Origin of the sequence: Pseudomonas syringae group sp. J254-4, from assembly GCF_032586855.1 — a bacterium.
Lineage (GTDB): Bacteria > Pseudomonadota > Gammaproteobacteria > Pseudomonadales > Pseudomonadaceae > Aquipseudomonas > Aquipseudomonas amygdali.
This window is the reverse complement of sequence record NZ_JAWHOO010000019.1, coordinates 28,071-48,586: the sequence shown is the minus strand read 5'-3', so window position 1 is coordinate 48,586 and position 20,516 is coordinate 28,071. Positions and strand designations below refer to the sequence as shown.

Here is a 20,516-nt window from a genome sequence, read left to right as displayed (position 1 = left end):
GGTTGAATGCGGGGCAAAGTGGGAGCGAGCTTGCTCGCGAAGGCGATGGCTCAAACGCTAGGTTTGCGGCGGCCTTGATGGCCTCTTCGCGAGCAAGCTCGCTCCCACAAGTCACTATCAATGCTGCGCTGGATACTGCTCATGCAGCCGGTCCAGCAGCCGGTCTTTTTCTTCCCATAGCGCATTGATCCACTGCTGGAATTCCAGGCGGTACTCGCCGTCCTGGTCGTAGTTCCTGCCGAGAAACTGCTGCGGAATCTTGATCTCTTCGAAGTGGGCAACCACTTCCTTGACGTTGCCGCACAGCAGGTCCCAATAGCCAGGTTGCTCGCCCGGATAGTGGATGGTCACGTTGATGATCGACTCCAGCTGTTCGCCCATTGCGTCGAGCACGAAAGCGATGCCGCCAGCCTTGGGTTTAAGCAGATGGCGGAACGGCGAGTTCTGCTGCGCGTGTTTGCCAGCGGTAAAGCGCGTGCCTTCTGCGAAGTTGAAAATCCCCACCGGGTTGTGACGAAACTTCGCGCAGGTGCGGCGGGTGGTTTCCAGGTCCTTGCCTTTCTTTTCCGGGTGTTTCGCAAGGTAAGCCTTGGAGTAACGCTTCATGAACGGAAAACCCAACGCCCACCACGCCAGACCGATAACCGGGACCCAGATCAACTCCTGCTTGAGGAAGAATTTCAACGGGCGAATGCGCCGGTTGAGCACGTATTGCAAGACCATGATGTCGACCCAGCTCTGGTGATTGCTGGTGACCAGATACGAGTGTTTGTAATCCAGCCCTTCCAGTCCGCTCAGGTGCCAGCGGGTGTGGCACAGCAGCTTGATCCAGGCATTGTTGTTGCCGATCCAGGTTTCATGGATGTGGCTCATCAGCCAGTCGGTAAAGCGCTGTGCCGCAGAGAAGGGCAGGCAGATCTTGAAGATCGTGACCGCGAACAACACCGTGCAACAGACGATGGTGTTCAGCGCCAATAACAGCGAGGCAATGACGCCGCGTAACGGGGCAGGCAGGAAATCCATGAAGGTGATGGCTCCGCAAGTTATCGGAAGCCGCAGATGGGGCTGCGGCATCATGAGTAGGCATCAGGACAGCGTGTCGGCCTGTATCGCCGTCAGTGCGATGGTATAGACGATGTCATCCACCTGTGCGCCACGTGGCAGGTCGTTCACTGGCTTGCGCAGGCCTTGCAGCATCGGGCCAAGGCTTACGCAGTCGGCACTGCGTTGCACCGCCTTGTACGTGGTATTGCCAGTATTGAGGTCCGGGAACACGAACACGTTGGCACGTCCTGCCACCGGGCTGTCCGGAGCCAGCTGTCGGGCGACATGTTCGTTGGCGGCCGCATCATACTGCAGCGGCCCGTCGATCAATAGATCGCGCCGGGTTTCCCGTGCCAGTTGCGTTGCTTCGCGGACCTTCTCGACTTCTTCGCCGCTGGCCGAGTTGCCGCTGGAATAGCTGATCATCGCTACCCGTGGCGAAATGCCAAACGCAGTGGCTGAGTCGGCGCTTTGCAAGGCGATCTCGGACAGCTCGCTGGCACTCGGGTGCGGGTTCATGATGCAGTCGCCGTACATCAGCACCTGCTCGGGGAACAGCATGAAGAACACTGAAGACACCAGCGTGCAGCCTGGCGCGGTCTTGATCAGTTGTAGGGCTGGCCGGATGGTGTTGGCGGTGGAGTGAATGACGCCCGATACCAGCCCGTCGACCTCGTCCAGCGCCAGCATTACGGTGCCGATTACCACCGGGTCTTCGAGCTGCTGCTCGGCCATGGGCGCGTTCAGGCTTTTGTTTTTGCGCAGTTCCACCATCGGCGCAATATAGCGCTCGCGAATCAGCTCCGGGTCAAGAATCTCCAGCCCCGGTGGCAGCTCGATACCGTGTGCCTGAGCCACGGCCTGCACTTCCTCGGGTCTGGCCAGTAACACACAGCGGGCGATACCGCGCGCCTGGCAGATGGCCGCCGCCTGAATGGTCAGCGGTTCGTTGCCTTCGGGCAGGACAATACGCTTGTTGGCTGCCTGCGCTCGCTGGATCAGTTGATAGCGAAACACGGCAGGCGACAGGCGCAGCTCGCGGGGGGTGCCGCAGCGCTGGTGCAGCCAGCTTGCGTCCAGATGGCTGGCCACGAAATCGGTGATGTTTTCCGCGCGCTCGCGGTCATCGATGGGAATTTCCTTGTTCAACTGATTGAGCCGGTTTGCCGTGTCATAGGAACCGCTGCTGACCGACAGCACAGGCAGACCGGCCTGGAATGCACCTCGGCACAGTTCCATGATGCGCGGGTCGGGCACCGTATCGCTGGTCAGCAGCAGGCCCGCCAGCGGCACGCCATTTATTGCCGCGAGGCTCACCGCCAGAATGATGTCGTCACGGTCGCCCGGCGTTACTACCAGCACGCCCGGCTTGAGCAGCGGAACGGTATTGAGCACCGTTCGAGCACAGATAATGATTCTGGACATGCGCCGCTGATCATAATCGCCTGCGTTGAGCACCTGCGCGCCCAGCAATTCGGCCACATCACGAGTCCGCGGCGCATTCAGTTCAGCGCGATAGGGGATGCAGCCCAGCAGTCGGAAATCGCCACTGCGCAGCAGTGGAGAGTGCTCTTTCAGGCGTGAGGCGAAGACTTCCATGCTCTCTTCGGTGCGCACCTTGTTGAGTATGACGCCCAGCACCTTCGGGTCCTTGGGGCCACCAAACAGCTGGGCCTGCAATTCGACCCTGCCCGACAGCTCGGCAAGCACTTCGTTTTCCGGGGCAGAGACCAGAATGACGTCAGCATCCAGGCTCTTGGCCAGATGCAGATTGACCCGCGCGGCATAGCTCGCGCTGCGGGTCGGGACCATGCCTTCGACCACCAGCACGTCCTTGCCGACCGCTGCCTGCTGATAAAGATTGATGATCTCTTCGAGCAGTTCATCCAGCTGACCATCGCCGAGCATGCGCTCGACATGCGCCAGCCCCAGAGGCTTGGGCGGTTTCAGGCCGTGGGTGCGGGCCATCAGTTCGGTCGAGCGTTCGGGGCCCAGATCGCCGGGGTGCGGCTGGGCAATCGGTTTGAAAAAACCTACTTTCAAGCCTGCGCGCTCCAGTGTGCGCACCATGCCCAGGCTGATAGAGGTCAACCCCACGCCAAAGTCAGTGGGGGCGATAAAAAAAGTCTGCATACTGGCTTCTCGATTGAGCAGTGCAAGGGTCGCAGCACATAGGGAACAGCTGCTGACCAAAAAAGTCCGGAAACCGTCTAACGCGATTTCTCTGCGGCAAGACTATCGTTATCTGCGGCATTAGCACACCAGCCGCAGCGAAAGGCCTGACCTGTCATCTGTTGGCGTTTTATCGGGTCAAGAACCCAGGCTCGCGACTGCCATGGTGGCTGATGGCGCAGGTGCTGAGTGTGGCCGCAGGACAGCACGGCAATCCAGTGCCCTTCTTGATCCTGTTGCAAGTTGATAACAGTTGAACCTTCCATTCTGGGCCGTTTGTCAGAGTTGCGTTCGCTTTCGGGCGATTGCTTGGTTAAACTTGCTCGTTCTTCAATCTTAAGCAAAAGGTCTTGTCCCCATGCCGATCGCCGCCAATAAGGCTGTCTCCATTGACTATACCCTGACCAACGACGCTGGTGAGGTCATCGACAGCTCTGCCGGTGGTGCGCCGCTGGTTTACCTGCAAGGTGCAGGCAACATCATCCCGGGCCTGGAAAAGGCACTGGAAGGCAAGGACGTCGGTGACGAGCTGAAGGTAGCCGTCGAGCCGGAAGATGCCTATGGTGAATACTCCGCCGAACTGGTCAGCACCCTGAGTGCCAGCATGTTCGAAGGTGTCGACAAACTCGAAGTCGGCATGCAGTTCCACGCATCCGGCCCTGACGGCGGCATGCAGATCGTGACCATCCGCGATCTGGACGGCGATGACGTCACTGTTGACGGCAACCACCCGCTCGCTGGCCAGCGCCTGAACTTCGACGTAAAGGTTGTGGCTATCCGCGATGCCAGTGAAGAAGAAATGGCTCACGGCCATGTTCACGGTGAAGGCGGTCATCAACACTGATTTGTGCTGCTAAGCTCAGGTCACTGAAAAGGCGCCCTGGCTGTTCTGCGATGACGACTTTCGTTACGCGTGCGGTCACGGTGCCTTTTTTCAGGTTGTGGCTTTGGGTTACTTGTTTCAAAAGGGGTTCTCATGAGTGCTTTTCACGACATCAAATTGAAAGCGCTGGGTGGTCAGGAACTGCCGATGGCGGGTTTCAAGAATAAAGTGGTTCTGGTGGTCAACGTCGCGTCCAAATGCGGGCTGACACCGCAATACGCAGCACTTGAAAACCTCTATCAGCAATACAAGGACAAGGGCCTGGAGATCCTCGGGCTGCCGTGCAACCAGTTTGCCGGGCAGGAGCCGGGCAGCGAAAAAGAGATCGCCGAATTTTGCGAACTCAATTACGGCGTGACCTTTACGCTGGGTGAAAAACTCGACGTCAACGGGCCTGACCGGCATTCGCTTTATCGCCTGCTGGCTGGCGAAGGCGCCGAGTTTCCCGGGGATATCACCTGGAATTTCGAAAAGTTTCTGGTCGGCAAGAACGGTGGCGTGAGCGCGCGTTTCTCTCCGCGTACAACACCGGATGATCCTGCAGTGATTCAGGCCATTGAAAAGGCCCTGGCACAAAGCTGATCACATCGCCGGGGTAGCACCGGGTTAGCGTGTGCTCGCCCGGCTGTCTTGCGCCTTGGCGGCTTTTGCACTCAAATCAGCCAAATCAATAGTACTGGGCCAGCGCTGATGCCCGGCGATATTCTGCGCCTCTCATCCGGCGCTTGTCGCCGTAGTGCAATCGACCATTTTTCCGGAGTTTCACATGTCGGTAGAAGCCTTGTTCACGCCTTTCCGTCTGGGCAGCCTGGAATTGTCGTCGCGGGTGGTGATGGCACCCATGACCCGTTCGTTCTCGCCGGGGCATGTGCCCAACTCAAAGGTTATCGAGTACTACCGGCGTCGCGCGGCGGCAGGGGTCGGGCTGATTGTCACCGAAGGAACGACGGTCAACCACAAGGCTTCCAACGGCTACCCGAACGTTCCGCAGTTTTTTGGTGATGCGCCACTGGCGGGCTGGCGCAAGGTTGTTGAGGCGGTGCACGCAGAGGGTGGCAAGATCGTCCCGCAACTCTGGCACGTAGGTGCGGTTCGTCGTCCCGGTACCGAGCCGGACGGTAGCGTGCCTGCCTACGGGCCGATGGAGAAGGTCAAGGACGGTCAAGTGCTGGTGCATGGCATGAGCAAACAGGACATTGATGATGTTGTGGCCGCTTTTGCTCAGGCCGCTGTCGATGCCAAGGCGATTGGCATGGACGGTGTCGAAATTCATGGGGCCCACGGTTATCTGATTGATCAGTTCTTCTGGGAGGGCAGCAATCAGCGCAGTGACGAGTACGGTGGCAGCCTGGCCAACCGTTCGCGATTTGCCATCGAGCTGATCAAGGCGGTGCGCGTCGCGGTTGGTGCGGACTACCCGATCATCTTCCGTTTCTCACAATGGAAACAGCAGGATTACACCGCACGTCTGGTGCAGACGCCCGAAGCGCTGGGCGAATTCCTGCAACCGCTGGCTGACGCCGGAGTGGATATCTTCCATTGCTCTACGCGTCGTTTCTGGGAACCCGAGTTTGAAGGCTCTGACCTGAACCTCGCAGGCTGGACGCGCAAACTGACCGGCAAACCGACCATTACCGTCGGCAGTGTCGGGCTGGACGGTGAGTTTCTGCAGTTCATGGTCAACACCGATAAGGTCGCACAGCCGGCCAGCCTGGAAAATCTGCTGAAGCGGCTGGGCAACGACGAGTTTGATCTGGTTGCGGTGGGACGTGCCTTGCTGGTCGACCCGGACTGGGCATTGAAAGTGCGTGAGGGGCGCGAGCATGACATCCTGCCATTCAGTCGAGAGGCACTGACGACACTGGTCTGATCTTCTTGGTAGCCACCTGCCTGGTCTCTTTGGCATTTACAGGTTTTTCGCCCGGGCAGGCCTCACGCAATTGTCGTTCGAACTGATCGATGATCGCCGTCCAGCCCTGGCGACTGGCGTGTTGACGGGCATTGAGGCGCACCCGGCGCAACGTTTCGCTGTCTTCCAGCAACCAGCGTGCTGCGTCGATGAACGCCGCCTCGTCACCCGGCATGGCCAAGGCCCCATTGTGGCCATGACGAATATGCTGCCCGGCAGCGGCTTCGTCGTAAGCAACCACACCCAGCCCTGAGGCCAGCGCTTCAAGGACCACGTTGCCGAACGTTTCGGTCAGGCTGGGGAACAGAAACATATCTGCCGAGGCATAGTGCATGGCCAGCACTTCACCGCGTTGAGTGCCGCAGAAGATCGCATCCGGGATCTGCTGCTCAAGCTGCTGGCGCTGAGGCCCTTCGCCGACAACAATCAGTTTGATATTACGTTGCGGGTAACTGTCCTTGAGCGTTTCGAAGCTGGCTTTGAGCAGGCCCAGGTTTTTCTCGGGTGCCAGGCGGCCGACGTGTATGACGCCGATATCACCCGCTTGCAGGCCCCAGCTTTCGCGCAGAGCCTGCGAACGCCTGGACGGGTTGAACATCTGGCTGTCCACGCCGCGAGACAACAACTCGATTCTTTCAAAGCCGCGCCGCTCCAGTTCCACCTTCTGGCTGATGCTCGGCACCAGCGTCATACGCGAGCGGTTGTGGAACCAGCGTAGGTAGTGGGTCAGCAGCCGAGTGATAAAACCCATGCCGTATTGCTGCGTGTACTGTGGAAAGTTGGTGTGAAAGCCGCTGATCACCGCTATTCCCAGGCGCCGCGCTGCCCGTAGCGCTGACAAACCCAGCGGGCCTTCAGTGGCGATGTACAACACATCCGGTCGACGCCGCTGCCAGCGACGCAGCAGCTTGTGCATAGAAGACTGACCCCATTGCAACCCTGGATAGCCCGGTATCGGCCAGCCCCGGCACAGCAACAGGTCTTCTGCGGCACCTGCGTTGGTCTCGTCATTCTGGCGCGGCCGGACCAGCTCGACCCGGTGCCCGCGCAACCGCAACCCTTCACAAAGACGCCCCAGGGTATTGGCAACGCCGTTGATCTCGGGAGTGAAGGTTTCAGTAATCAGGGTGACATTAAGAATTTGGCTCATGGGAGCAGTTTCGGCTGGTTACATTTCGGTTATGTGGCGGTTGTGTGATGGATTGGTGATAGGACGCTGGGAGATAGGTTAGCGGGCGTGAAATTGCGCGTAATAGCCAATAGGTAAATGGATTAACTGTAAAGTGTTTTTTATAAAAAACATGATTAAGCATATTGGCGTCCTACAAAAGTTTACAAGATTTCCCAAAGGTGTGTAGTGCGCTCCAATAAGTGTTGATGTTGACGGTCTGCCCGGTAATGTCTGGTTATCGAACTTAATGGTTCGTGAGCTCTGAGTTGGAAAGACTGAGTTTTTCAGTTATTTCTGCTTGTACCTATACTGGGAAAATAAAATGAAATTTAATGACAAAAAGTTAAAGTGGACTCGTTCGGCCTCAGGAATTGCTTTGGCGCTTTTAGCCTATTCAAATCTTGCACTGGCTGGGAACTATCAATCATCGGTCGCTTTGCCGGTTATTCATTCAAAAGGCTACATGCACACTGCCGCGCTGCCAGTAAGCAGGCATGTGCCCCCGGTAGCAACGATCAAAAATGTCAGTTGGAACTGGAACGTGGCAGGCTGGCCTCAAGGCCTTGAGGTCTATTTATGCCAAGGGGCCAGCGTGTGCCTTAACGTATCCCGCCAGCGAACGGGCTCCACAACTTTCTTTGGCAATCAATTGGCAAGTCGCACGTTTTATTACACGATGAAGATTGGAGATACAGGAAGAGTCCCGGTGGCAGGGCAGCAAGGAAGAATCACTGTCGATTGGTAATTTCACAGGCGCCCTCCCCTCAACTGGGGAGGGCGCTCATACTACCAATTAGCCATGTCTCGAAATGCTTTAGGAAGAGAGTCATTAAAGTTTAATATTTTCTCAAGGATTTTAGCTGCGGGCGTACCTTTCAAGTGCTCCTCTTCATAAAGGGCTCTTCTCTCTTTATGCATCCAACCCTCTATTTTCTGAAAGTAAGCGCTTGACTCGGGTGTTACGACTTTTCCAGTAGCACAGTAACGAATTACAGGGTAATCAGATAAATCCACCGCTTCACCATTCAGTGAGTTATGAGCATATTGCGTGGCAAGGAAGTTTGCTTCACTTGGGTGGTTTTCAGCCTGTGCCATCAACTTGTGCCTGAGCTCTCCCCCTCGGAGAATTGTATGAGGTGCTTCTTTCTCAAGGATGGTTTTTTGGAGCACGTTAGCGAAGATTCCAGGTGTCGATGTGGTGGTGAGTGGTGTTGTTTTTTGTCGTACTCCCAACGGTGTAACGTTCAGAAACGGCGTAGAGTTGCTATAGGTCATTTCAACGGTCCTCTCTTACTTTCCATTGCTCTATGGCTCCTGTTGTCTAGACGCAACAGAGCAAGCGCAATGCCAATATTGATATATTAGTTTGGTCCTACACGCTTGAGCCGAGTGGGCAGGGTGTTAATTTTTTTGCCTACAGAGACGGCCTACATGAAATTTTTTGAAACGCTGGCAACGTTTGTTCTTTAGCGGCAACCGCTTGCCGACTGTCAGATAGACGAGTTTGGTCATGGTTGTAAGGCTTGAGGTTTTTGTTTGTAGGAAGCTTCTTTATAGCTATATTTTTTGCAGGGTTTTGATTCGTCTGATAGCATCCGCTCTCTTTTCAAAGGGATATGAAATGTCAGATTTAATGTATGCGCCACCGAAAGCTAGCCTGGAAAAAGATGAAACGGACAGTAGAGGTCCGGAATTTTATGTCGTGTCTCTAAAGAAATTCTTCATTCTGTATCTTTTGACATCGGGCTTTTTCGCGATTCACTGGTTTTATCGAAACTGGTCGCTGAACAAGAAATTTTCAGGCAGTAAGGTGTGGCCCGCTGCGCGTGTGATCTTCGCCGTTATTTACGCCTTTCCACTATTTCGCACTGTGGACAAAAGTCTGCGGCGACAGGGGCGTGGTCACATGGCGTACTGGGCGATTAGCGGCCTGGTGTTGCTGGCGTTGACTATTGCGGGGATGGTGCTTTCGCAAGGTGTCTCCGGGCATGTGCAATTCAAACCGGTCGGCGGCTGGCTGGTATGGGCGGTTCTGCTGGCCACTGCGCAAACATTTAATTTAATGCTGGTGCAGTCGAAGATGAATGCCGCGGCGCTTGATCCAGACGGAAGTACCAACTCAAGATTGACATGGGCCAATGGCCTATGGATTCTTGCCGGGTGTGCTATCTGGTTGATGAGTATACCGACCTACCTCTCTGCGTCTGCTGCAGCGTAGATGCTACTGACGCCAATTGAAGTGCCGAACAGATCATCCATTATCCATTCGGCACTCTTTCAGGCTTTGTCGTCACTCAGCCAGTCAATCAGAGTAATCAGCCCAGGTCATTGACCAGTTGGCCGATCACTTCACCTACCTTGGCCAGGTCCGGCGCAGCCAGGCGATGTTCATCGGCATATGAATACGCCACGGTGAACAGGCCTGCGGTGCGAGTAGAGTAGGACGGAGCGTCTTTCTCGAAAACACGGTTGGCTGCCTCGGCAGTCAGGGAGCTGGAACTGATGACCAAACGTTCTTCCGGGTTGTTTACGCCGTTGATGTAAACGTTGTCCGGATTGATCGACCATTCGGCCAGTTCACTGACCAGAAACGCACGAATCTTTTCTTCGACTGTGGCGTTTTCAGCGGCAAATGCTGCAGGGTTTACTGGAGTATTCATGATTTAACTTCCTTGTTAAGTTCATGTGTCGCATGTTCGATGGAAGCAGACTTCACATGAACGGGTTTGTTGAGGCTCTATTGAGCCTCAGTCGAAAGAGCCTTGTGCGGTAAATATATATAGCGAGTGATTTTTTTCAGATAGTCCGGGCCGTATTGCGCGGCCCGGCAATGTTTCGGGGTTCAGCCCCGTGCCTGCGTCACCGGCAACGCATCCGCCCCGCGCTCGCGCACCCAGAACAATGTCGCACCGGCCACTGCGGCGGGCATCATCAGCAGGTTGACCACCGGTATCAGCAAGGCGACGTAGACAATGCCGCCGAAGCTCAGGCTTTGCCAGCGCTTGCTTTTCAGCCAGCCGAGCATTTCGTTCCAGCCCAGTTTGTGGTTGTCGGCGGGGTAGTCAATGTACTGGATCGCCATCATCCACACGCCGAACAGCAGCCACAGCGGGGCGGCTATGATATTGGCCACAGGGATGAACGACAGAATGAACAGCCCGAGCATGCGCGGCAGCATATAGCCCAGCTTGCGGGCTTCGCGGGCCAGGGTGCGTGGCACCATGGCCACCAGTTCGGTCCAGCTGAAATCCGGCGAATCATCCACGCCACGAACCACGGCTTCGACTTTTTCGGAAAGAAACCCGTTAAACGGCGCGGCGATGATGTTGGCGACCACGGTGAAGGTGAAAAACACCATCAGCAGGACCAGCACCACGAACAGCGGCCAGAGGATATAGCTGAGAAAGCTCAGCCAGTGAGGGAGCGTAGGCATGAAGGTGTCGACCCACAGCTCGAACTGGTGCACCGCCAGATAGATCAGGCCGCAGAACAACACCACATTGATGCTCAAGGGCAGCAGGACGAACAATCGCAAACCAGGACTGAGGACCAGGTTCAGTCCCTCTCTGAGGTATTGCGGGCCGGTAAGGGCGGGCGCGGGCATGGCAGTCTCCAGGTGCTTGAAAGGCGTGACCTTACCGGCTTTGTGATAGCCATGAAAGAGTTGATGGCTGTCGGCGCTCAGCACCATTCCCCGAGCCCTGAACGCGCTTGCCGCGGCCGGATGTTCGCGCGAGTACACTGCTGTCGGTCAGTCACCCTATAGAAGTGACCTATGGGGTGGATTGTGAAACGATATTTCCTTAACCTTTGCTACCCCGATAGGCTTTGCACCAATTTCAGGACCTGTCTCAGGAGTCAGAACTTTCAGGATCCGCCGAGTGAATGGCACTTCCCCAAGTGTTTCGGCGGTCCTTTTTTATCCAGCTGTTTCGATTGCGGCTTGAACAGTCGGTCGACAGGAGTGTGTCATGTCAGACGTACGTCATTCCCGAGTGATCATTCTCGGTTCCGGCCCTGCCGGTTACAGCGCTGCGGTTTACGCCGCCCGCGCCAACCTCAAGCCTCTGCTGATCACCGGCATGCAGGCTGGTGGTCAGTTGACCACCACCACTGAAGTCGACAATTGGCCGGGCGACCCCCATGGCCTGACCGGTCCGGCGCTGATGGAGCGTATGCGTGAGCATGCCGAGCGTTTCGAGACTGAAATCGTCTTCGACCACATCAACTCCGTTGATCTGGCCGGCAAGCCGTTCAGCCTTCAGGGCGACAGCGCAACCTACACCTGCGACGCACTGATCATCGCCACCGGTGCCAGTGCCCGTTACCTGGGTCTGCCTTCGGAAGAAGCTTTCATGGGCAAGGGGGTTTCTGCCTGCGCCACATGCGATGGTTTCTTCTACCGCAACCGTGAAGTCGCGGTGGTCGGTGGCGGTAACACGGCGGTGGAAGAAGCGCTGTATCTGGCCAACATCGCCAGCAAGGTGACTCTGGTTCACCGTCGCGAAACCTTCCGTGCCGAGAAGATCCTGATCGACAAGCTGCACGCACGTGTCGCCGAAGGCAAGATCGAGCTCAAGCTCAATGCCACGCTGGACGAGGTATTGGGTGACAACATGGGCGTGACCGGTGCGCGTCTGAAGAACAATGACGGGACCAGTGACGAGCTGAAAGTCGACGGCGTATTCATCGCCATCGGCCACACGCCGAACACCTCGCTGTTCGAAGGGCAACTGGCCCTGAAAGATGGCTACATGGTTGTGCACGGTGGCCGTGAAGGCAATGCGACTGCGACCAGCGTTGAAGGTGTGTTCGCGGCCGGTGACGTGGCTGACCACGTTTACCGTCAGGCCATCACCTCGGCTGGTGCAGGCTGCATGGCGGCACTGGACGTCGAGCGTTATCTGGACGGTCTGGCAAACGCCACGTTCTGATTGGCGTCCCTCCAAGCCTCTGCAACGGGTTCTCGTGCCAATGTGTTGGTACGAGAACCCGCCAGCTCAAGCCTTGCGCTTGAGCGGCTCGCCTTCGAATTTCACACCTGCCAGCCCATGTTTGATCAGCGCACGGATATTGCCGTGGTCGCTGCCTTTGGGCGTGGCTTGCACCGAGCGGTAGTGCTCGCCAAATGCCAACAGTGCCTCTTCACCGCTCAAACCTTCGAGTAGCGCCAGGCCCAGAGTCTTGCAAGACCCTTCGTTTTGCCCGGCGGCATTGTCGACGTCGCCGTTTCTGAACGGCTGAGGCTGATAATCGTAACCTTCTGCGATAAAGGCCAGGGTATCAGCGAACACATGCTCGCCGCTGCGCAGGCTGGTGCGCAGGGAGTTCAGATCAGTCATGTTTGGGTTCCTTGGCGAACGCCGCCTGTTGTTCGGCGTTTGCTTCTTTCTGGTATTGGGCTTTCCAGTCGCTGTACGGCATGCCGTAAACCACTTCGCGCGCATCCTCAAGGCTGATGTCGATGTGCTTTTCATCGGCGGCGGCCTTGTACCACTTGGACAGGCAGTTACGGCAGAAACCGGACAGGTTCATCAGGTCGATGTTCTGGACATCCTTGCGGCTGTCCAGATGCGCGACCAGGCGACGGAAGGCTGCAGCTTCGAGTTCGAGGCGTTCTTGCTCGGTCATGACGGGCTCTTTTCAATAGACGGTTCGCGTCATGATAAGAGTTTCAGCGTTGACCGGCGAGCGTGATCGATACCGATTCGGCAAAGCGCAGCGCATGCGGCTTGTCGACTTCCACTTCGGCGTAGGTCACAGCCTTGTGGCTCATCACCAGGTCCAGCACTTCCTGCGTCAGTCTTTCCAGCAGGGCAAAGCGATTGCCCTCGACATGCTGAATGATGGCCTTGGTGATGGTGCGATAGTTGAGAGCATGCTCGATGTCGTTATCGCGAACGGCTTCCTGTGCGGCGTAGAGAATCGTCAGGTTGATCAGCACGTCCTGCTTGTTGACGATTTCGTCTTCGTTGATACCGATATACGTGCGCAGGCGCAGGTCTTTGATCCGGATGCGCGCGGTGCCAGGTTCGAGTCTTGCCATTATTGTCTGCTCCGTCCGATCAATTGCAGAAACTCCATGCGGGTGGTGCTCGAGTCGCGGAAGGCACCCAGCATCACGGAAGTGTTCATGGTCGAATTCTGTTTTTCGACACCGCGCATCATCATGCACATGTGCTTTGCCTCGATGACCACGGCTACACCTGCGGCCCCGGTGACTTGCTGAATGGCGTCGGCAATCTGTTTGGTCAGATTTTCCTGAATCTGCAGGCGACGGGCAAACATGTCCACAATGCGCGCGATCTTCGACAGGCCCAGCACTTTGCCGGTAGGTATATAGGCCACATGCGCCTTGCCTATGAATGGCAACAGGTGGTGCTCGCAGAGTGAATACAGCTCGATGTTCTGGACAATGACCATCTCATCATTGTCCGAAGCGAACAGGGCGCCGTTGACGATTTCGTCGACACTCTGGGTGTAGCCGTGACACAGATACTGCATCGCTTTGGAAGCGCGTTTTGGCGTGTCCAGAAGGCCTTCGCGGTCTGGATCTTCTCCAAGACCGAGCAGGATTTCCCGGTAATGCTGTGGCAGGGATGAGCTCATCAGAATGTTCCTCGGGGCGGCTTACTTGACGTGCCGTCCGCCGTTTACGGTCAGTGTTGTGCCGGTGACATAGGTGCTGTCCAGAAGGTAGCGCAGGCTCTGGTAGATCACTTCTGCACCAGGCTCTATGCCCAGGGCCGACTTGGCCAGGGCGTTGGCGCGGTAGGTCGCATCGTCCTTGGGTTGAAACATCAACAGCGCCGGTGCTATGCCGTTGACTTTGACAAGAGGGGCGAAACGGGCAGCGAAGGACAGCGTCAGGCTTTCCAGGCCGGCCTTGGTTGCGCAGTAGGCGATGTGCTTGCTGCTGCCCTTGCGGGTCACGTCATCGCTGATATGCACGATGTCAGCGACCTCACTGGCGGTCAGCAACGGCTCACAGTGCAGATTGATCAGGTAGGGCGCCAGCATGTGTACGCTGAACATGCGGGTGAAGTTATCGGCTTCCTCGCCCGGGTTTTCTGCCAGCCACTCGGAAGCATTGTGTACAACGGCGCGCAAGCTTGAAGTCTGGGTTTTCAGCAGATCGATGAACGCCATGATCCCGGTTTCGCACGAAAAATCGCCGTAGAGGGCCACCGCTCCGGCCTGGCGCAGTTCCGTCACGCTTGCGTGTTCAGTGCGATAACTGATGATGACCCGATGTCCATGCTCAAGCAGGCGCAAGGCGCAATGCAGGCCTACGCGCTGGCTGGCTCCGGTGATCAGAATCGGTGCAGAAGATAATGTCATCGACAGCTCACGTATCGGTTATCCACAGTGGACGGGGATTGTACGGTCGATTGTTTCTTCCGGTTTACAGGCAAAGTTATACCAGAGAATTTTTTTGTACAACCCTGGACATCATGAAACTCGCCGAGGCAGTGCTCGCAGGCGCTGAGCACGGGGAGGCTGAGGGAACGAGCGGGGCTCAGACGCGACCAAGACCTGTACCGAGGTGTAAAGGTGTACAGGTCTTTATGAGTCTAGCGAGGGGAAGGTGATTGCGTAGGGCGTACCGGTGCAGGCGTGCTCTGCAGCCAGGGTGCGAGCAGGCGCGTGGACAGCGGGATGAAAAGGTAGACCATCAGCGGGGTGAGCACCGCTGTACTGATCATGATGCGCGGTAACAGGTCCAGATGATTGAGCAACGGGCCGAGTAGAAAGTTGAAGATCAGCGACACGGGGAAAAACGCCAGCCAGATCGCGACAGCCTGTTTCCAGCGTGGCGGACGCTGATCGATTGCGCCGAACCAGCCGTCGATGCCGCTGACCCGATGCTCCGAAGGTTGTGCGAAAAGACCGCTGCCGCGCACCAGCCAGGAGCGTCGAGAGGCGGAATGCTCCCAAGCGTGCATGGTGTGCTCATCGGTAAAGCGGAAAATGATCTGAAATTCATCATCGCCAGGCGGAGGCGCCAGCACGCCGGAACCCAGATACCCCGGGAAATCCGTGGCCAACTGTTCGCCTTCGTGCAGCCAGGCCATCATTTCATGGTAGCGACCCTGTGCCACGCGGCGGGCGACCATCAAGGTGACGGGTGAGGTAGACATTGTGTATCTCCGGTAGAGGCGTGAGATTCCCGGGTAGGGAGGTCACATGCCGCGATCCGGGGTGGTGGGTCGCGACAGCTTCACTTGAAAAGCAAGCAAGGATTATTCCTGAAACGCTGACGGACCGGTAGAGCTTTGCGGTGTTGGCTGATTACTTGTGCAGGGAAGGGTGCTTGCGGCGATGCTCTTGCAGGATGTACTGACGCAAGCGCTCGGCGTCGTCCTTGCCATGCTTGCTGAAGTGATAGGCGCCGAAACTGTGTTCGGTCATTCGCTCCAGCTTGCCACGCATCGGGATAGGAGCCTGACCTGGCGGGTTGAACCAGGCTGAGAAGTTTCTCGGCAGCTTGCCTTCCTTACGGTACTCAAGCAGCACGCCCTTGAACGACAGCTCGTGAACCCAGAGCGCCGTCAATGCACCCTTTTCGGTCTCAAGCGGGATCGGCTCTTCAAGCACGAGCCGCCAGGGGCGAATCTTCGGGCCTTCCTCGAAAATACTCGGTGCGCCCAGTTCCAGATGCAGAGCATGGAATTCGTCCTCGACCAGATGCAGAGGGAAATTCATCTGCTGGTTTTCGAACTGCGCATGGATCGTGACCTGCTCGTGAGCAGCCAGACGTGTCAGCAGATCCTGAATCTGAACCCCGCCATTGACCAGAAGGCTACGCGTGCTGTCGCGCACGTTCAGCTTCGGATTGCGCTGCATGCTCTGGATAAAATCCAGTTCAGCCTGTGTGAGGAGAGAATCAGGTTGCATTGGCGGAAAGCTCGGTCTGACCGGTTATTGAGAACAAAGACCATTGATTCCGCAAGTTGTTCGGACCGCTCATCATATTTTTCCATTTTAATGTTTCAACTTGGCTGTGCTTTTTCCGTGCCGGCCAAAGGCAAAAGGGTCCGTAGAAAATTCAGATGGCATTCTAGGGCATAATGTTTCACTTTTTTTCAGCTGCTGCAGGAATAGCCATGAAAGTTGCCATCGTGTGTGGAACGGTTTACGGATCGGCCGAAGAAGTTGCCAGACACGCCTCTGCACTGTTACGTGCTGCTGGTCACGACACACTCGTAAACCCTCGGCTCGCGTTGCCTGACGTGCTGGCTTTCGAGCCGCAGGCCATCCTCGCGGTGACGTCTACCACCGGGATGGGAGAACTGCCCGACAACCTCATGCCTCTCTATTCAGAGCTTCGTGATCTTTTGCCTGCCCAGCTGCGCGGCTTGCCGGGTGGTGTAATCGCATTGGGTGATGCCAGCTACGGCGACACCTTTTGTGCAGGCGGCGAGCAGATGCGTGAATTGTTCGCTGAACTGGGTGTGAATGAAGTGCAGGACATGCTGCGTCTGGACGGAAGTGAAAGCGTGACCCCGGAAACCGACGCCGAGCCTTGGCTGGCAGCGTTCATCAAACACCTGGGCTGAAATCATCCCGCTGCTTTATTGAGCATGATTCAGCACTGCGCGTGTTGATTGTGACTGGCAGGTGCCTGGACGACACTCATCGCAACGTTTCCTTTGATCCTGGAGCCTGCGATGAGTGAGTCAGTGCGTTTTGAAGATAAAGTCGTGATTGTGACGGGCGCAGGAGGCGGGCTGGGAAGGGCTCATGCGCTGCTGTTTGCACAGCACGGCGCGCGGGTAGTGGTCAACGACCTGGGCGGTTCTGCCCATGGCGAAGGGGCCAGTGCTTCTGCTGCCGATCGCGTTGTGGCCGAGATTCGTGAAGCCGGTGGCACCGCTGTAGCCAACCATGACTCGGTGACTGACGGCGGGCGCATAGTGCAACACGCGCTTGATGCCTTCGGTCGCATAGATGTGCTGGTCAACAACGCTGGCATCCTGCGCGACAAGACCTTCGCCAAAATGGAGGACGCCGACTGGGACCTGGTTTACCGCGTCCATGTCGAGGGTGCCTATAAGGTCACACATGCCGCCTGGCCATACCTGCGAGAGCAGAACTACGGGCGTGTGATCTTCACTTCATCGACATCCGGCATCTATGGCAACTTCGGCCAATCCAATTACGCAACCGCCAAGCTCGGGCTTTACGGACTGACTCGCACCCTCGCGCTGGAAGGCCGCAAGCACCGGATTTTCGTCAACGCCATAGCCCCGACCGGGGGCACGCGCATGACCGAGGGTCTTATTCCTGCCAACGTATTCGAGCTGCTCAAACCTGAACTGATCAGCCCGTTGGTGGTGTACCTGGGCAGCGAACAGTGTCAGGACAGTGGCGATCTGTTTGAAGTGGGCGGCGGCTGGATCGGCAAGGTCCGTTGGGAGCGCAGTCAGGGAGCATGCTTCGATCCGCAGGCAGGCTTCAGCCCCGAAGACGTTGCTGCACAATGGCAGACGATTGCTGATTTCGATCAGGCCGCGCACCCCGCCGACAATATCGAGGCGTTGAAAGAAATGATGGCCAATCTGCAGAAATACGCTAATTAAGCAGGTTCTGGGATACGAGGCGGCTTTGGAAAAGAAGTCTCTGTTAGGTGCACGATTTTATAACTGGTTAGTTATTTATCGGAATTGTTACCGTGTCCTGTAAGAACTGTCTTTTGGCTTTGTAGGCTCGGTATGGATTTTGGTGTGGCTATTAATTAGGCAGTTTTTGCTCCGATATGAAGTTTGAACGCATTCATATAGGGAGTATCTCGTGGGAAGAACAATGTGGGGTGACCTGCCACCGGTAACTGTCGCTGCGCCGCCTGAAAGACTCAAGCTCAAGAAGGCCGCAGCTCAGGTTAGCCAGGTGTTGCAGGAGGTCGGTGAGAACGCCGTTGCGCTCAACTCGCTGGCGATGGAAAAGCGTAAGATGAAACCGCTGTTCAAGGGATTCAACCCTGAGCAGATTACGCCCAAGGACCTCAACAGGGCAGGGATGATCTTGTACAAGTTCGGCATGATCGACAATCATACGGCCGAACTCATGAGCCGAGCGGGCGATGAGTTCGACAAGAAAGGCAAACTGGTCGACCCGAGCAAGGAAATCAATGCACTGGAATTCTTTGCCAATCGAATTATTGAAATGAAAGAAAAGGCAATGAGCGGAGACCCGTACGCCAAAGTGTTATTGCCTGATTACATTCGCACGATCCATATCATGCAGAATCTTCAGACGTTTGCCGAGTCGGGCGACAGTTACGAGATGCTCAAGATCAAGGACATGGAAAACAAGGGGCTGGTCAAAAAAACACCAAACGCCAAGGCGTGAGGGTGTTTCGACACTAAAACGTCCGGCAATAAAAAAGGCCGCTGCATAGATCGCCACGCAGCGGCCAAACAAAACGCAGGATCAAGGGAGCTTGCAAATCCACGTCGATTTAACGGGCGCAGGTTACCTGCCATTACTGTTCTGAAAAATCCCCGTACAGGATATGCAGCATTACTCCGCAGGTAATAATTCGCGGGGAATGTGCAAGGGCGTCAGTGAACGCTGTGGTTCGCCGGCAACCGGCTCAGGCGCTCGGCAAGCTCGATTCGTTGCAGGGGGTCTTCGCTGAGCAACAGCGCGCGCTCCAAGTCGAAACGTTCGGCCTGCGGGCATTCAAGGCGTTGATAAAGGCTGGCGCGGGCCAGGTGATCTCCGCTGGTTGCCTGACCCAGCTCGACGATGCGGTCGGCGTCCTTGAGCGCAGCGAGAAAGTCATCGTTGATCTGATGCAGATGCCGCAGGTTACGCGACAATCGCTGCAGCATGCTGGTCGGTGTTGCGCGTGTCATGTGTTCGGCGCGCAATTGCATGGTCGGGCCGAATTGCCGGATCAACAGCTCGCGGCAGTCTCTGGGGTAAAGCCTGCGCCCGCTGCAGGGGTCGAGCAAATGATCGGCACCTGGCACACGCAGCAGAAAGTGGCCTGGAAAGTTCACGCCCTCCAGCGCAATCTCCAGCCGCCGTGCTATCTCCAGCGCGATCAGTGCCAGCCCCAATGGCTGGCCGCGACGCTGCTGCATAACCTTGTGCAGCAGCGCCGAGTCGGGTTTGGGCGGGTTCCAGTCATCTTGCTGAAAACCCAGTGCATTGAGTTGTCGCAAAAGCGGTTGCGCGAGTTCGGGGGCAGGCAAGACAGGCAGCGCAGCGTCGATCTGGCGCTGTAGCTGGTCCATGTCGCTGATCACCGCATGCCGGGCAAAGTGTGCGTCATGCTCGCTCGACACCCATAGCGCGGCTTCAAACACCGAGGGCGGTGTCTGTTGCAGACAGGCCAGGCAATGCTGACGTGGAGTCATCGACCGCTCCGTGCAACTGAAAATCCAGTAGGAAGACTCTTTGTAGCCCCGCGCGGGAATTTCGTCCAGCGCCAGTTGTTTCTACTTGTTCAGGGCTTTTATCAAGTCGGGCGTCACATAGTGCGGACCGTCGAACAGGTACAGCGGATAGCCATCGAAAGCCGCTATTTGCGGTTTCAGTTCGGCAGCCGTCGCCGGTCGGAAACCGCCACCCACTTGCGGGCGAAACGCTTCGACGATGATTCTGACGCGGTTTTTGCCCAGCCGTTTACGTAACGCGTCTGCGTAGGTTCGGGCAACCGGAGCGGTGCGCGCATAGACACCCACACCGTCCTGAAAAAACACGCCGATATCGTCCGGCAGCCAGGTTTTCAGCCAGTCCGCAGTGGCGGCGGGGCCGATGTTGGCACCATCGTAGACGCTGATCCATAACGGCCTGGGCAGCTTCGCCAGCAGCGCGGGTAATTCCTTGGCGCGACTCCAGCTGGGGTCGACCTCGGCCGGGAAATACCAGCCAGTGACATTAAGCGGCGTTTTCACTTTGGCCAGCTGTGCCGAAAGCACCGCCAACTGTTCGATATTGTCCCGTGAGCGGTTTTCGCTGAAGTACCCGGCCAGCCCGAGAATCACCTCCTGCGCCCAAGGTTCCTTGCCGATCCGCGCCCAGTCCGGCAGCACCGGCACGTTGGCCATCTGGGTACCTGGTATGAACGACTGGTCATCGACCGCCGTCCATTGCACGAGCAACTGCCGTGCGCCGAGTTTGTCCCAGTTGCCGCTTATCCCCACCGTTGCGTTATCCGGTTGCCAGACGATGCCGACAATTCCCGGCCCACTGGGCTGTATCAGTTGATACAGCTCGCTGGAGACGAGGGTCAGCGCACCTACCAGGGCGGCTGCCAGCGAGGTCTTGATCAATGCTGTCTGTCGTAGCAGTGCGGCCAAAGCCTTCAAACATTACTCCCTGAT

25 protein-coding genes are annotated in these 20,516 nt (G+C 56.8%); 9 read left to right on the top strand and 16 right to left on the bottom strand.

Features of this window, described 5'->3' with window-relative positions; genetic code table 11:
* Window positions 1-117: 117 nt before the first annotated feature.
* The 3 genes from RYB09_RS20520 to RYB09_RS20510 form a co-directional block, all read right to left on the bottom strand.
* Complete coding sequence (locus tag RYB09_RS20520; protein WP_316889972.1) at window positions 118-1,023, bottom strand: acyltransferase; 906 nt, start codon at window positions 1,021-1,023, stop codon at window positions 118-120.
* A 63-nt stretch (window positions 1,024-1,086) separates the two neighbouring features.
* The gene (gene pta / locus RYB09_RS20515; protein WP_316889970.1) at window positions 1,087-3,177 is read right to left on the bottom strand and encodes a phosphate acetyltransferase; all 2,091 of its coding nucleotides are present in this window, start codon (window positions 3,175-3,177) and stop codon (window positions 1,087-1,089) included.
* Between the two features lie 77 nt (window positions 3,178-3,254).
* Window positions 3,255-3,560 carry a DUF3565 domain-containing protein gene (locus RYB09_RS20510; protein ID WP_005733216.1) on the bottom strand — a complete coding sequence of 102 codons (306 nt, stop codon included), beginning with the start codon at window positions 3,558-3,560 and terminating at the stop codon, window positions 3,255-3,257.
* 14 nt (window positions 3,561-3,574) lie between these two features.
* Between RYB09_RS20510 and RYB09_RS20505 the strand changes: the two genes are divergently transcribed.
* The 3 genes from RYB09_RS20505 to RYB09_RS20495 all read left to right on the top strand — a co-directional run bounded on the left by RYB09_RS20505 (window position 3,575) and on the right by RYB09_RS20495 (window position 5,969).
* Window positions 3,575-4,060, top strand: coding sequence for a peptidylprolyl isomerase (locus tag RYB09_RS20505; RefSeq protein ID WP_002552205.1), 486 nt, complete (start codon window positions 3,575-3,577; stop codon window positions 4,058-4,060).
* A gap of 132 nt (window positions 4,061-4,192) precedes the next feature.
* Window positions 4,193-4,681, top strand: coding sequence for a glutathione peroxidase (locus RYB09_RS20500; protein ID WP_316889968.1), 489 nt, complete (start codon window positions 4,193-4,195; stop codon window positions 4,679-4,681).
* 184 nt (window positions 4,682-4,865) lie between these two features.
* Window positions 4,866-5,969: an NADH:flavin oxidoreductase gene (locus tag RYB09_RS20495; RefSeq protein WP_316889967.1), complete on the top strand. Its 1,104-nt coding sequence runs from the start codon at window positions 4,866-4,868 to the stop codon at window positions 5,967-5,969.
* Here the strand turns inward: RYB09_RS20495 and RYB09_RS20490 are convergent.
* Window positions 5,938-7,158, bottom strand: coding sequence for a glycosyltransferase family 1 protein (locus tag RYB09_RS20490; protein WP_316889965.1), 1,221 nt, complete (start codon window positions 7,156-7,158; stop codon window positions 5,938-5,940). The genes RYB09_RS20495 and RYB09_RS20490 overlap by 32 nt on opposite strands.
* Before the next feature lie 343 nt (window positions 7,159-7,501).
* Here RYB09_RS20490 and RYB09_RS20485 point away from each other — a divergent pair, with 343 nt between their 5' ends.
* Window positions 7,502-7,924, top strand: coding sequence for a flagellar protein FlhE (locus RYB09_RS20485; protein ID WP_080394934.1), 423 nt, complete (start codon window positions 7,502-7,504; stop codon window positions 7,922-7,924).
* 41 nt (window positions 7,925-7,965) lie between these two features.
* Here RYB09_RS20485 and RYB09_RS20480 read toward each other — a convergent pair whose 3' ends face one another.
* Window positions 7,966-8,454, bottom strand: a complete 489-nt coding sequence (locus RYB09_RS20480; protein WP_058400586.1) for a hypothetical protein — start codon at window positions 8,452-8,454, stop codon at window positions 7,966-7,968.
* Window positions 8,455-8,800: 346 nt separating this feature from the next.
* Between RYB09_RS20480 and RYB09_RS20475 the strand changes: the two genes are divergently transcribed.
* Complete coding sequence (locus RYB09_RS20475; RefSeq protein WP_057401707.1) at window positions 8,801-9,397, top strand: hypothetical protein; 597 nt, start codon at window positions 8,801-8,803, stop codon at window positions 9,395-9,397.
* A gap of 97 nt (window positions 9,398-9,494) precedes the next feature.
* Here RYB09_RS20475 and RYB09_RS20470 read toward each other — a convergent pair whose 3' ends face one another.
* A complete protein-coding gene (locus RYB09_RS20470) occupies window positions 9,495-9,839 on the bottom strand; it encodes a hypothetical protein (protein ID WP_004659963.1) in 345 nt (114 codons plus the stop codon).
* 182 nt (window positions 9,840-10,021) lie between these two features.
* Window positions 10,022-10,783, bottom strand: coding sequence for a sulfate transporter CysZ (cysZ, locus tag RYB09_RS20465; RefSeq protein WP_316889962.1), 762 nt, complete (start codon window positions 10,781-10,783; stop codon window positions 10,022-10,024).
* 367 nt (window positions 10,784-11,150) lie between these two features.
* On the opposite strand from cysZ, the gene trxB reads away from it, so the two are divergent.
* A complete protein-coding gene (trxB, locus tag RYB09_RS20460) occupies window positions 11,151-12,113 on the top strand; it encodes a thioredoxin-disulfide reductase (protein ID WP_004659967.1) in 963 nt (320 codons plus the stop codon).
* A 66-nt stretch (window positions 12,114-12,179) separates the two neighbouring features.
* On the opposite strand, the gene RYB09_RS20455 is transcribed toward trxB, so the two are convergent.
* The 7 genes from RYB09_RS20455 to RYB09_RS20425 all read right to left on the bottom strand — a co-directional run bounded on the left by RYB09_RS20455 (window position 12,180) and on the right by RYB09_RS20425 (window position 16,077).
* Window positions 12,180-12,521 (bottom strand): HopJ type III effector protein, encoded by a 342-nt coding sequence (locus tag RYB09_RS20455; protein ID WP_316889960.1) that lies wholly within the window; start codon window positions 12,519-12,521, stop codon window positions 12,180-12,182.
* Entirely contained in the window at window positions 12,514-12,810 is a 297-nt protein-coding gene (locus tag RYB09_RS20450; RefSeq protein WP_316889958.1) for a DUF1244 domain-containing protein, read from the bottom strand. The genes RYB09_RS20455 and RYB09_RS20450 overlap by 8 nt, the downstream gene beginning before the upstream one ends.
* 43 nt (window positions 12,811-12,853) lie before the next feature.
* A complete protein-coding gene (folX, locus tag RYB09_RS20445) occupies window positions 12,854-13,225 on the bottom strand; it encodes a dihydroneopterin triphosphate 2'-epimerase (RefSeq protein ID WP_316889957.1) in 372 nt (123 codons plus the stop codon).
* Window positions 13,225-13,788 carry a GTP cyclohydrolase I FolE gene (gene folE, locus RYB09_RS20440; RefSeq protein ID WP_058400591.1) on the bottom strand — a complete coding sequence of 188 codons (564 nt, stop codon included), beginning with the start codon at window positions 13,786-13,788 and terminating at the stop codon, window positions 13,225-13,227. The genes folX and folE overlap by 1 nt, the downstream gene beginning before the upstream one ends.
* A gap of 21 nt (window positions 13,789-13,809) precedes the next feature.
* Window positions 13,810-14,520, bottom strand: coding sequence for a dihydromonapterin reductase (gene folM, locus RYB09_RS20435; protein WP_058408870.1), 711 nt, complete (start codon window positions 14,518-14,520; stop codon window positions 13,810-13,812).
* A 233-nt stretch (window positions 14,521-14,753) separates the two neighbouring features.
* Window positions 14,754-15,320, bottom strand: a complete 567-nt coding sequence (locus RYB09_RS20430; RefSeq protein ID WP_058408869.1) for a hypothetical protein — start codon at window positions 15,318-15,320, stop codon at window positions 14,754-14,756.
* A gap of 151 nt (window positions 15,321-15,471) precedes the next feature.
* Window positions 15,472-16,077 (bottom strand): hypothetical protein, encoded by a 606-nt coding sequence (locus RYB09_RS20425; protein WP_002552218.1) that lies wholly within the window; start codon window positions 16,075-16,077, stop codon window positions 15,472-15,474.
* 209 nt (window positions 16,078-16,286) lie between these two features.
* On the opposite strand from RYB09_RS20425, the gene RYB09_RS20420 reads away from it, so the two are divergent.
* The 3 genes from RYB09_RS20420 to RYB09_RS20410 all read left to right on the top strand — a co-directional run bounded on the left by RYB09_RS20420 (window position 16,287) and on the right by RYB09_RS20410 (window position 18,531).
* On the top strand, window positions 16,287-16,739 hold the full coding sequence (locus RYB09_RS20420; RefSeq protein WP_230017561.1) for a flavodoxin: 453 nt from the start codon (window positions 16,287-16,289) through the stop codon (window positions 16,737-16,739).
* A gap of 111 nt (window positions 16,740-16,850) precedes the next feature.
* Window positions 16,851-17,762: an SDR family oxidoreductase gene (locus tag RYB09_RS20415; RefSeq protein ID WP_058408868.1), complete on the top strand. Its 912-nt coding sequence runs from the start codon at window positions 16,851-16,853 to the stop codon at window positions 17,760-17,762.
* Between the two features lie 223 nt (window positions 17,763-17,985).
* A complete protein-coding gene (locus tag RYB09_RS20410) occupies window positions 17,986-18,531 on the top strand; it encodes a hypothetical protein (RefSeq protein ID WP_058400594.1) in 546 nt (181 codons plus the stop codon).
* 212 nt (window positions 18,532-18,743) lie between these two features.
* Here RYB09_RS20410 and RYB09_RS20405 read toward each other — a convergent pair whose 3' ends face one another.
* Complete coding sequence (locus tag RYB09_RS20405; RefSeq protein ID WP_316889954.1) at window positions 18,744-19,547, bottom strand: SirB1 family protein; 804 nt, start codon at window positions 19,545-19,547, stop codon at window positions 18,744-18,746.
* A gap of 81 nt (window positions 19,548-19,628) precedes the next feature.
* Window positions 19,629-20,501 (bottom strand): hypothetical protein, encoded by an 873-nt coding sequence (locus tag RYB09_RS20400; protein WP_316889952.1) that lies wholly within the window; start codon window positions 20,499-20,501, stop codon window positions 19,629-19,631.
* Window positions 20,502-20,516 lie beyond the last annotated feature (15 nt).